11 protein-coding genes and 2 pseudogenes are annotated in these 11,235 nt (G+C 71.1%); 3 read left to right on the top strand and 10 right to left on the bottom strand.

Going from position 1 to position 11,235, the window contains the following annotated elements; genetic code table 11:
• The 3 genes from SSOG_RS53655 to SSOG_RS18025 all read right to left on the bottom strand — a co-directional run.
• The coding region (locus SSOG_RS53655; RefSeq protein WP_009715677.1) for an FAD-dependent oxidoreductase at window positions 1–434 on the bottom strand (434 nt) is incomplete at its 3' end.
• A 92-nt stretch (window positions 435–526) separates the two neighbouring features.
• On the bottom strand, window positions 527–1,726 hold the full coding sequence (locus SSOG_RS18020; protein ID WP_009715678.1) for an LCP family protein: 1,200 nt from the start codon (window positions 1,724–1,726) through the stop codon (window positions 527–529).
• Between the two features lie 146 nt (window positions 1,727–1,872).
• A complete protein-coding gene (locus tag SSOG_RS18025) occupies window positions 1,873–2,238 on the bottom strand; it encodes a hypothetical protein (protein WP_245606320.1) in 366 nt (121 codons plus the stop codon).
• Between the two features lie 222 nt (window positions 2,239–2,460).
• Between SSOG_RS18025 and SSOG_RS18030 the strand changes: the two genes are divergently transcribed.
• Window positions 2,461–3,378, top strand: coding sequence for a 1-aminocyclopropane-1-carboxylate deaminase/D-cysteine desulfhydrase (locus tag SSOG_RS18030; protein ID WP_039941314.1), 918 nt, complete (start codon window positions 2,461–2,463; stop codon window positions 3,376–3,378).
• A 141-nt stretch (window positions 3,379–3,519) separates the two neighbouring features.
• Here SSOG_RS18030 and SSOG_RS18035 read toward each other — a convergent pair whose 3' ends face one another.
• The 3 genes from SSOG_RS18035 to ligD all read right to left on the bottom strand — a co-directional run bounded on the left by SSOG_RS18035 (window position 3,520) and on the right by ligD (window position 6,357).
• Window positions 3,520–4,431: a hypothetical protein gene (locus SSOG_RS18035; RefSeq protein WP_039937977.1), complete on the bottom strand. Its 912-nt coding sequence runs from the start codon at window positions 4,429–4,431 to the stop codon at window positions 3,520–3,522.
• Window positions 4,432–4,540: 109 nt separating this feature from the next.
• Window positions 4,541–5,464, bottom strand: coding sequence for an ATP-dependent DNA ligase (locus tag SSOG_RS18040; RefSeq protein WP_009715682.1), 924 nt, complete (start codon window positions 5,462–5,464; stop codon window positions 4,541–4,543).
• Window positions 5,461–6,357 (bottom strand): non-homologous end-joining DNA ligase, encoded by an 897-nt coding sequence (gene ligD / locus SSOG_RS18045; protein ID WP_009715684.1) that lies wholly within the window; start codon window positions 6,355–6,357, stop codon window positions 5,461–5,463. Before ligD ends, SSOG_RS18040 begins: the two co-directional genes overlap by 4 nt.
• A gap of 30 nt (window positions 6,358–6,387) precedes the next feature.
• On the opposite strand from ligD, the gene ku reads away from it, so the two are divergent.
• Window positions 6,388–7,329, top strand: a complete 942-nt coding sequence (ku, locus tag SSOG_RS18050) for a non-homologous end joining protein Ku (protein ID WP_039937980.1) — start codon at window positions 6,388–6,390, stop codon at window positions 7,327–7,329.
• Window positions 7,330–7,671: 342 nt separating this feature from the next.
• On the opposite strand, the gene SSOG_RS56060 is transcribed toward ku, so the two are convergent.
• Both SSOG_RS56060 and SSOG_RS56065 read right to left on the bottom strand, forming a co-directional pair.
• Window positions 7,672–8,034, bottom strand: coding sequence for a Rossmann-fold NAD(P)-binding domain-containing protein (locus SSOG_RS56060; protein WP_245606703.1), 363 nt, complete (start codon window positions 8,032–8,034; stop codon window positions 7,672–7,674).
• 112 nt (window positions 8,035–8,146) lie between these two features.
• A pseudogene (locus SSOG_RS56065) lies at window positions 8,147–8,548 on the bottom strand (SDR family oxidoreductase); the annotation flags it as partial.
• Between the two features lie 72 nt (window positions 8,549–8,620).
• Between SSOG_RS56065 and SSOG_RS18060 the strand changes: the two are divergent.
• The gene (locus SSOG_RS18060) at window positions 8,621–9,220 is read left to right on the top strand and encodes a TetR/AcrR family transcriptional regulator (protein WP_039937982.1); all 600 of its coding nucleotides are present in this window, start codon (window positions 8,621–8,623) and stop codon (window positions 9,218–9,220) included.
• A 27-nt stretch (window positions 9,221–9,247) separates the two neighbouring features.
• Here the strand turns inward: SSOG_RS18060 and SSOG_RS18065 are convergent, their stop codons facing one another.
• Both SSOG_RS18065 and SSOG_RS18070 read right to left on the bottom strand, forming a co-directional pair.
• Entirely contained in the window at window positions 9,248–10,552 is a 1,305-nt protein-coding gene (locus SSOG_RS18065) for an eCIS core domain-containing protein (protein WP_245606613.1), read from the bottom strand.
• Window positions 10,553–10,781: 229 nt separating this feature from the next.
• Window positions 10,782–11,235, bottom strand: a pseudogene (locus SSOG_RS18070) (beta-1,6-galactanase); the annotation flags it as partial.

Genomic DNA, 11,235 nt, shown 5'->3' on the forward strand with positions numbered 1-11,235 from the left:
TCCAGCGGGAAGTGCAGCGCCGCCTCCACCCCGGCCGGATCGATCAGCCGCGGGACAAAACGCCGCCGCCTCGGCCGCCTCCAGCGCCGCGGCCCGAGCCCGGCGGCGGACGCCGCGTCCGCCCGCGCCGCCAGCCGCTTCGCGGCCTCCGCGCTCCGCGCGACCTCCACCCCGCCGACCTGGTCGAACCCGGCCTCGCCGCGCCACTCCAGCTCCCGGTACGCGGCGACACTCGCGCGGGCCAGCTCGGTGAGCACCTCCGCATCGCCCAACGTCCCGACGAACCCGGGCGCGTGCCCCGTCGACCCGGGCAGCCGCCCCGAGGACGCCTGCTCCAGGACGGTGACCTCGCACCCCTCCCGCGCCGCCACCCGCGCGGCCACCGCCGCGCCGACGATGCCCGCCCCGATGATCACCACATGTCGCGTCGCCATGATCGGCATTCAACCGAACGAACGGTCGGCGCACAATGCCTGTCCGCTCCGCGTACCGGGCTGCGGCCCGCCCCGTACGCGGAGCGGCGGGGTCACGGCGAATCGCTGACGGTGACCGGCTCGTCGTTCTTGAGTTGCTGGACGAGCTGCTTGAGCTTGGCCTGGTCCCACTGGAGGTTGCCGCCGACGCTGCCCGAGGTCGGCATGTTCAGCGACTTGCCGCCGTTGCTGGTCACGTCCTTCATGGCGAAGAACATCTTGGCCAGCAGGTAGGGGTTCATGTCCTTGTCGACGATCAGGGTGTCCAGCCCCGCCCCCATGGTCGGGTAGAGCGTGAAGGGGTTCAGCAGCGTGCTGGGCGTCGCGGTCTGGCTGGCCAGGGACGACAGGAACTTCTGCTGGTTCTTCGTCCGGTCCAGGTCGCTGGCGGCGAACGCGTGCCGGCTGCGGACGAACGCCAGGGCCTGCTGCCCGTTCATCGTCTGCTGCCCGGCCTCGAAGTCCGCGCCCGCCTGCTTGTCCTTGAACCCCTTGTCGAGGTTCATCTCGACGCCGCCGATGGCGTCCACGATGCCGGCGAAGCCGGAGAAGCCGATCTCCGCGTAGTGGTCGATGTGCAGCCCGGTGTTGGCCTCGACGGTGCGGACGAGCAGCTGCGGGCCGTCGATGGAGTACGCGGCGTTCAGCTTGTTGTCGCCCAGCGGCCCCTTGACCTCACCGGACTCCGAGCCGCGGAACTTCGGGATGGTCACGTTGGAGTCACGCGGCAGCGATATGAGCGTCGGGCCGGACGCGCCGTCGTGCAGGATCATCATCGAGTCCGTGCGCTTGCCGTCGGCGGAGCCCGTGTGCAGGTCCTTCTTCTGCTGGTCCGACATGCCCTCGCGGCTGTCGGACCCGACGATCAGGTAGTTGGTGCCGTCCCCCGCCTCGGGACGGTCGATCACCTGACTCAGGTCGACCTCCTTGCGCAGCTTGGAGTCGGCCCAGAAGTACGTGGCGACCGAGGCGACCAGCAAAACGACGACCAGGGTGACCAGCACGCGTTTCACGGTCCGGCCGCGCCGCCGACGCGGTCGATACGGCGCCTCGGGCCGACCGCCGTGGTCTCCCTGCTGCGGCGGGACCACCGGCTGCCCATGCGGCGGGGCGTACGTGGGGTCCTGGAAATCGGGGTTTCTGCTGTCGCTCCGTGAATTCATGCGGGGCAGTCTGCATTCTCCATGGGGCCGAAAGGCAAATCGAGTTGGCAGACCCGGTGAAGTGCGGCACGTTTTTGGGCAGCACTGCATACGGTTTCACCGCGACCGCCCTCGTCCGCTCTCTCCGTACCCTCCGGCCGTCATGGAACGATGGCGCTGGATTCCCTGAAACCAGCCGCATCCTCCTCAGCGCCGGAGGGCCGGAAAGTGTTACGCGGACCACCGGCCGCACACGGTCAGAGCCGCCGCACCCAAGCGGCCACACCATGACCGATGCCGAGGTAAATCAGCGCGGGCAGCGCGTAGTTGAGGAAGACGCGCGCACCCTCGGGCTCCATGGTGAAGATGTCCTGCGACCAGCCCGCGAGCCAGTCCGCGACGCCGTGCACGAAGTCGACAAAGACATTCGCCTCGTTCGCGTCGAGCATGTAGAGCAGGATCCACAAACCCAGAAAGATCGCGGCGACGTCCGCGAGGCCATGAATGATCAGCGCTGTCCGCTCCGTCCCGAGACGGTTGGACGGACTTGCGTGATGGTTGGACGGATTTGCGTGGTGGTTGTACGGACCGTTGTCCACCATACGGTCATGGGGGTTGCTCATGGGCCTCTCTTAGCCGAGCCGACCCGCCCAAAACTGCCTTCACATTCACTTCACAGCAATGTCCTCGGCGCGTTATCAATTCCGCACCGAAGTGGCCGTCTGATCAACTTTTTCGCAGCCGACAACTCAACATCTCCCCATCGGAGTTGTCGTAAAACGTGAAGCCCTTTCAAGGAACGGGATCGCGACGCGACCGCGCGAGGCTCCGTAGGCTTGGCCGTGATGCCTTCCGCCGCCCTCCCCTCACCCCTGACCCCGCTCGCCGATCCGGCCATGGAGCGGGCGGGGCTGGAGCTGCGGCTGAAGCGGGACGACCTCATCCATCCCACCGTCCCCGGCAACAAGTGGCGCAAGCTCACGCCCAACCTGCGGGCCGCCGTCGAGCAGGGGCATACGCGGCTGCTCACCTTCGGCGGGGCCTACTCGAACCACATCCGGGCCGTCGCCGCGGCCGGGGCCGCCCGGGGGCTGGAGACCGTCGGCATCATCCGGGGCGACGAGCTCGCCGACGCCCCGCGCAACTGGTCCCTCGCCCTCGCCGAGTCGTACGGCATGCGGCTGTCCTTCCTCGACCGGTCCGGCTACCGGGAGACCCTGCGCTCCCTGGACGACCCGCGGACGCTGCGGGGGCTGGAGGCGCGGTGGGGGCGGGCGTACGTCCTGCCCGAGGGCGGTACGAACGTGCTGGCCGCGCAGGGGACCGCCGACCTCGTCGCGGAGCTGCCCGACCTGGGCGCGCGCGACATCGTGTGCTGCGCGGTCGGCACGGGCGGCACGCTGGCCGGGATCGCCGCCGCCCTGCCGGAGGGCGCGCGGGCGCTGGGGTTCGCCGTGCTGAAGGGGGCGGGCGGCTACCTGGAGGACGAGGTGGCGGAGCTGCACCGGCGCGGCTGGGGGCGGACGTTCACCGACTGGCGCATCGAGCACGGGTACCACGGCGGCGGCTACGGGCGCGTCCCGGCCGGTCTCGAGGCGTTCGCGGCCGGGTTCGAGGAGCGGCACGGGGTGCGGGTGGAGCGGCGGTACGTGGCGAAGATGCTGTGGGGGCTGTACGGGCTGGCCGAGGCCGGGGCGCTGCCCCGGGGCGCCCGGGTGACGGCGGTGATCACCGGCCCGCCGGATCCGGAGGGCACCGGGTAGGCCACGGGCTCGCCGGCCCCGGAGGGGTACTCCACCGAGCCACCGGCCCGCAGACGCCGCGCAGGCCACCGGCCCACACGCCCCCGCAGACGCCAGGTGGGCCGCGGGCCCCGAGGACGCCGAGTTGGGCCACAGCGCCGGTCATACACGTACGAGCAGCGCCCTCAGCATCGCGGCGCCCGCGACCACCGCCGCCAGGTGCAGCACCGCCGCAAGCGCGAGCGCTTCCGGCAGCGCCGTGTCGGCCGGGCGCGCGAGCGCCACGTACAGGGTGAACGGCAGCTTCCAGCCACTCCAGGCGAACAGCGAGCCCGAGCCCAGCCAGCCGAGCACCATCGGACCCCACCGGGGGACCCGTGCGGGCCGCCCCCGGACGGCGGCCCAGGTGGCGGCGGACGCCACGACGGCCCAGAGCCCGAAGACGCCGGACAGCACGTGCCAGCCGAGGTCGCGCTCGCCTCGGTGCGCGACGCCCGCGGTGCCGCCGACCGCCCAGTACAGCCAGATGAGACCGACGGCGGCGCCGGTCACGGCCGTCCACGGCGGCACCCTCCCGGAGCCCTCTCCCCCGTCCCCGAGCCGACCGGCGAACGCGTGCGGCCAGCGCCGCCGCATATACGTGGGAAGCGCGACGGCAAGGCCCAGCCCCGTACCCACGAACCCGATCTGCACCAGCGCGGCCTCCCACCCCGGCATCGAAGGGCCCGCGTCACCCCCGCTCTCCGGATCGCCGAGCAGCGAACCGAGAACCGCGTAGGGCAGCACCGGGACCAGGAACCCCGCCCCGACCCAGGCGCAGAACACCAGCGGCGCCGCCGGGATGCGCATCCCCCACGGCCGCCCCAGCGCGAGCGCCACCGTGATCCCGATCCCGGCCATACCGATCGTCGCGCCGTTCAGCACCACCCACTCCGCCACGCCGAACCCGGCCCCGACGGGCAGCAGTCCCACGAGCGAACCGGCCACCCACGACACCTTGATCAGCAGGTACGGCGTCAGCGCCAGCGCCGCCCCGTGCGCCGCGACCCGCCCCGCCCGGTCCCATCGATCCACGTGAACTCCCCCTCCGGAGCCCACTCTCCTCGACCACCACTCCCGCACGCTTCGACCGCCGGGCGTATCCGCCTCAGCACTTAGGGGGAGTGCGCATCAGCCGCTGGGGTCACTCCGGGGTCCGCAGCCGGATGACCGCCGTCGCCGCGTGGCGGACCGTGCTCTCCTGCCGCACCTCCACCGTCAGCTCCGGCGCGATCGGCTGATAGGCGATCCACGCGCCGACCGTGTCGATCGCCGTGGGCGGATCGGAGTCCGCCACAACCGGGGGCGGGAGGTCGCGCAGGGCCGTGGTGAGCTGGGCCCGGACCGCCGGGGAGAGGGGGCCTGAGACCACGGGGGTGTCGTCGCCCGGCAGGACGAGGGCCAGGGCGCGGGGGCGGAGCCGGGGCCCGACGACGCCGACGACCAGGGCGTCCCGGGTCTCCGAGTGCCGCAGTTTCCGCCAGTGCCTCCCCGCCCGGTACGGCTGGTCGGGGCTCTTGATGACCAGCCCCTCGACGCCGATGGCCGGGAACGCCTCGTACCAGGTGGCGGCCAGCTCCGGGTCCATCGTCATCGGGACGGCCTGGAGGGGCGGGCCCAACGGTTCGAGGAGCGTCGTCAACAGGGCGCGTCGCTGCTCGTACGGCCGTGGCCGCAGGTCGTCCGTACCGCTCGCGAGGAGGTCGAACGCGGCGTACGAGGCGGGGAGTTCGCGGGCCAGCCGCGCGGCGCGGGCCTCGGTGGCGGCGGTGGCACGCTTCTGCACGGCGGCGAAGTCGGTGCGGCCGCCGACCCACACCACCACCTCCCCGTCGAGCACGGTGCCCACCGGGAGCCGCCGCGCGGCGGCCACCAGATCGGGGAACACGCGGGTGACGATGCGGCCGGAGCGGGCCTGCATCTGCACCTCGTCCACCAGCCGGAAGATCAGCAGCCGATGGCCGTCGAACTTCGGCTCGTACGCCAGCTGCCGCCCCGGCGCGGCGACCGGCAGGGTCGGGATGGGCCGGGCCAGCGCCACCGGAACGGGCGGCAGCAGCGAGGTCATGGGGTGGCGGGCAGCGGGTGGGCCCGTGCCGGGTCGAGGAGCGGGGCCAGCAGATCGCCGTGGCGGTCGAGGCGGGCGGGGAGGTCGTCGATCCGGAAGACCAGCCGCCCGGGGTCGTCGCACGCCTCCACTTCGTCCCAGGTCACGGGCGTGGAGACGGTCGGCTCCCGGCGGGCGCGGGGCGTATAGGGGGCGGCGGTGGTCTTGGCGGCGGCGTTCTGGCTGAAGTCGACGAACACCTTGCCGGGCCGCAGGGAGCGCGTCATCTTCTGGATGGCCAGCCCCGGCAGCGCGGCGGCGGCCTCCGCGGCGAGCCGCCGGGCGTAGTGGGTGACCTGCCGGGACGGGGCCGGTTCCAGCGGGGTCAGCAGATGCAGGCCCTTGGAGCCGCTGGTCTTGGCGTACGCGGCCAGCCCGTCCGCCCGCAGCCGCTCCCGCAGCCATACGGCGACGGCGCAGCAGTCCACGATCGTGGCGGGCGGCCCGGGGTCGAGGTCGAAGACCAGCCGGTCGGCGAGGCCCGCCCCCTCGTCGATCCGCCACATGGGTGCGTGGAACTCCACCACCAGGTTCGCCGCCCACATCAGCGACGCCAGGTCCTGCACCAGCACCTGCTGCGCGGTTTCCCCCTCATGGCGGCTGACCTCGGCGGTCGTCACCCAGGAGGGGGTGCCGGGCGGCGGGTTCTTGGTGAAGAACATCTGGCCGTCCGGCCCGTCCGGATACCGCAGAAACGCGAGCGGCCGCCCCCGCAGATGGCCCAGCAGCGCGTCCGCCGCGGACGCCAGGTAGTGCAGCAGCTCGCCCTTGGTGGTGCCGGTGGCCGGATGGATGACCTTGTCGAGGTTCCTGAGCGCGATCCGTCGCCCCTCCACCTCCGTGATCGGGGACATACGATAAGAATCTCACGAAAGGGATCAAGCATGCGATCTATCTGGAATGGGAACATTTCGTTCGGCCTGGTGAGCATCCCGATCAAGATGTATCCGGCGACCGAGGACCACTCGGTGTCCTTCCGGCAGATCCACACCGCCGACGGCGGCCGCATCCGGTATCGCAAGGTCTGCGAGCTGGAGGACAAGCCGGTCGACGCGGACGAGATCGGCAAGGCGTACGAGGATGCCGACGGTGCCCTGATCCCGATCACCGACGAGGACCTGGCAGCCCTGCCGCTGCCGACCACCCGCGCGCTGGAGATCGAGGCCTTCGTGAACGCCTCGGAGATCGATCCGCTCCAGATGGGCGACGCGTACTACCTCGGCGCCAACGGCACCGCCGCCGCCAAGCCGTACGCCCTGCTCCGCGAGGCGCTCAAGCGCAGCGAGAAGGTCGCCATCACGAAGTACGCCCACCGCGGGCGGGAACGGCTCGGGATGCTGCGCGTCGTCGGCGAGGCCATCGCCATGCACCGGCTGCTGTGGCCGGACGAGGTGCGCGAGCCGGCGGGCGTGGCACCCAAGGAGAAGGTCACGGTGAAACCGGCCGAGCTGGACCTCGCCGACACCCTGATGGCCACGCTCGGCGAGGTGAACCTGAACGAACTGCACGACGAGTACCACGAGGCCCTGGAGGCCCTGGTGGCGGCGAAGGTCTCCGGCGCCACCCCCACCGCCGAACCGGGCGAACGCCCGACAGGTGCCCAGGTCGTGGACCTGATGGCCGCGTTGAAGGACAGCGTTCGCAGTGCGAAGGAGGCCCGTGGGGAGCCCGCCGAGGAGGAGGCCACGGTCACCGAGTTGAAGGCCCCGGCCAAGAAGGCCGCGGCGAAGAAGTCCACCGCGAAGAAGGCGGCACCCAAGAAGAAGGCCACCGCCAAGAAGGCGACCGCGAAGAAGGCGGCACCCAAGAAGCGGCGCGGCGCCTGAGCGCCTGCCGCTGGGCGAACCGGGACCGGGTGCGGGCCGGTGGCCGGGTTGTGCCCACCCGTCCCTCCCCCAGCTACCGCTGGGAGGTGCCCCCTCCGCGGAACGATTGCCCACAACCCGGGGTACAGAAGCCGGGCCGGGGCCACCGGCGGGCAGCCGCCGCTCGGCGGAGGGGGCGGGGTCGCAGGGGTGGGGTCCTGGACACCACGTGTATGTGTGGCGCCGTGGACTTCCGGCCCACCCCACGTTCTACAGCTCCGGCGCCGTAAATAGACGGTCCAGGGCCCCGCCCCGGAGGCGCCGCACCCGGCACCCACCACCGCACCCCCGGCGCACCACCCGTCAGCTGAAGGCGCCCGCGTGGTCCGCCACCCACTGCGCGAACGTCCGCGCCGGACGGCCCGTGATCCGCTCGACCTCCGGCGAGATCGGCTGCGGCCGGCCCACGGTGCCCTCGAACGCCCGCAGCAGCGAGTCCGCGATCTCCGGCGTCATGAACCCGCCGATCATCTTCTCGCGCGCCACCTCCGCCGGGATCTCCTCGTACCGCAGCGGCCGGCCGATGACCTCGCCGATGATGCGCACCTGGTCGGCGAAGGTCAGCGACTCCGGCCCGGTCAGCTCGGGCGTCTTGCCGACCAGGTCGTCGGCGAGGAGGGCACGGGCGTCGACGGCGCCCATGTCGGCCTCGTGGATGGGGGTCATGTTTGACCGGCGTGCGCGCCGTACACCACGTCCCCGGCCTTGATAGCTCCGCCCACTGGAACGCGTTCACGGCGAAGGCACCCGGCCGCACATGGGTCCACTCCAGTCCGGTGCGCTCGACCTGGGCCTCCAGGTCGCGGTGGAGGGCGCCGATCGGGTTGTGCTGCGGGTCGGTGTCCTCCAGGACGGAGGACGAGGAGAGCGTCACGACGCGCCGCACCCCGGCCTCCTTGGCCCGCTCCAGCAGCTTGTCGGCGCCCTGCCACACCACCGCGGCGTGGAGGAACAGCGCGGTGGCACCCTCCAGCGGCAGGTCCTCGGTCCGCGCCGCCTGGACGCCGTCGGGGAAGCGCGCGGCCTCGGGGTCGCGGGTGAGCGCACGGACCTCCGCACCCGTGTCGGCCAGCTCCTTCACCACGTGTGCGCCGACGTTTCCGGTAGCTCCGGTTACCACGATCATGACGAATCTCCCCTGACGGTCCTGACTGTCCTGTGCGGTCCGGCCCAGTTTCATCCAGCCGGATGAACTCGTCAAACAGATAGATGGCGTTAGCCTATTCCGGTCGAGTACGAGGAGTTGAAGGACATGGAGGGGACGCCGAAGAGGCCCCGCCGCGCCCCCGCGCCCGAGGAGCGCAAGCTGTGCCCGGAGCGCTCCCGGCGGCTGCTGCTGGAGGCGGCCCGGGACGTGTTCGCGCAGAAGGGGTTCGCGGGCGCCCGGGTGCAGGACATCGCGGACCGGGCGGGCGTCAACAAGCAGCTGATCGCGTATCACTTCGGCGGCAAGGAGGGCCTGTACCGGGAGCTGGGCCGCGAATGGCTGAAGCGCGAGGAGACCTTCAACGACCCCGCGATCCCGCTGGACGAGCTGGTCCTGCGCTACCTCCGCGAGGCGTTCGCCGACCCGCGGGCGACCCGGTTCAACGCGTGGTGCGGCCTCGACGACGCCGCCCCGGAGGAGGGCCCCGAGGACCTCTCCGACCTGCGGCGCCGCCAGGCGGACGGCGAGATCGCGGAGGACATCGATCCCGCCATGGCGATGCTGCTCTACGTCAGCCTGGTGACGGCGCCGATCGCGCTGCCGCACGCGGTGCGCCAGTTCTTCGACGCCGACCCGGAGTCGCCGGAGTTCCGCGAGCATTACGCGGAACAGGTGCGGAGGGTCGTCCGCCACCTCGCGACATGAGCGCCGTGAGCGCCGTGAGCGCCGCGCCTACTTGAACACCTTGCTCTTGTATTCGGCAATCTTCTTGGCCTCCGCCAGCTTGTCCGCCCCCTGGAATTTCTGCATATGGGCCGTGATTGATTTGTTGGCTTCGAGCAGATACTCAGCCATCTCCTCTTTCTTGGCCGCTTCGCGCAGCTCCTCCTCGGTCAGCAGAACCACATTTCCATCGATCGTGTCCTTTTGCTCAACACGGACGATCTCATAGGGCGCACCCTGCTTCGTGATCCAGCCGTTCTCGGCGCCAGTAGCGCCCTTGGCCAGGTACTTCTTCTTGATCTTGATGGTGAGGATGTATCCGTACCGGGATTCCGACGCGAACTTTTCGGCTATTTTGCCGTCCGTGGAAAATTCGATCAGACTCGCGGTCCCATCCCTTTCACGATCCTGATTCACATATCCTGTGACGTCGTCGCTCTCGGGCCTTGTGGCGTGCTCATCAGGTTCCTGGAGCATCTTCGGGAGGCCGACGAAAGAGCCGCGAATGATCTCTTGCTGCATATGCATCCGCTGCGTGGGCGTCACACCGCGCTTCAGAAAGACTTCCTCTTCGCTGTCCTTGTCCAGCCCTTTGACGTGGTCTTCACCGCTGAGCTCCGGAGCCTCATCCGCCAGAGCGACCCGCCCCGCCATCCGCTGGACCGTGCCGTGTGAGCCGTTCGCCGCCGCACGCTGGGCGGTGACGGAGGGGGCGGTCGTCTGGCCCGCGGCGTAGGCGTGACCGTCCTCCTCCGCTGCCTGTTCGGAGGGCTGCCTCGGGTTGGTGACGCTGACTCCGGCGCCGTTGCTGTGGCCCGTCTCGGGCACGCCCTTGAGGTTCTTGTCGACGTGGCTCAGCTCGTGGCCGATCAGCTTGTCGTCGCCCGCGGTCCCGGCGGAGAGGAAGATGTGGTTGCCGATGGTCATGGCCTCGGCGCCCATCGCGGCCGTGGCACGCTGGGCCACCGCGTCACGGTGGAGGCGGGTGGAGGAGAGCTGGTCGTTCTGGTAGAACGCCCCGGCCTTCGCCACGACCGACGACGGCAACGACTCGCTCGACGAATTCATGGCGGCGGCCACCAGGGCGCTCTGCCCCTCCGGACTGGTGTCGTGCACCCCGTCGTGGGTGTGCCCGTCCTCCTCCTCGGCGCGCGCGACGGTGGCGGCACCCGAGGAACGCTGGACCGGACCTTGCTGCGCCTGGTGCCCGCATCCGGCGCCGTGCTGGTGCTGGTCCTGCGCTCCCGGGTGCCCCGACCGCCGCAGCATTTCGACCACCGCCTGGTTCCCGGCCCGGCTCTGCTGGGCGAGCATCCGCTGCACGGCCGTTCCGGCGAAGGTGGGAGTCGCTCGTGGCCGCCGGGGTGCCCGCCCTTCCCCCGTCGTGCTGTTCTCGTCACGGGCCCGTCCCATATGTCTTCCTCCGGCGGTCAATGGCGATCCAACCGCCCCACGCTCGCAGGCGAGGTGGCCACCTTCCCAGAGGCGCAGGGGCAGACTTACGGCCCTGACGGGCAGGTGGCAGCCACCACGGTCTACCGCATCACTCCGTCACCCCGTCGATCTGGAACGTCTGCACCGACCCCGCGGCGAACGGCACGCTCAGCCGCTTGCCGTCCAGCACCGTGTCCCGGCGCGCGGTGTACAGGTCGCCGCCGCCCGCCGTCTGGGTCGACCAGCGCGGTACGAGGCCGCCCGTACCGCCGGTGGCCTGGCCGAACCGTGACAGGTCGAAGGTCATGGTCTGCGCGGCGCCGGGGTTGACGGCGACGAGCACCAGGCGGCGGGCGGCCGCGTCGTACGCCGCCACCGCGTGGTCCGAGCCGGTGGCCAGGATGCGCATGCCGGGGCGGATGTGCCGGGTGAACTGGGCGAGGACGTAGTACTTGGTCTGGACGGCGCCGGGCTGCGCGGTGTTCGGGTCGTAGTGGATGAGCGCCCAGCCCGCGCTGGGGTCCATGACCTGCCAGTAGCACCAGGCGGTCGGGTGCAGCCAG

It is taken from the genome of Streptomyces himastatinicus ATCC 53653 (assembly GCF_000158915.1).
Lineage (GTDB): Bacteria > Actinomycetota > Actinomycetes > Streptomycetales > Streptomycetaceae > Streptomyces > Streptomyces himastatinicus.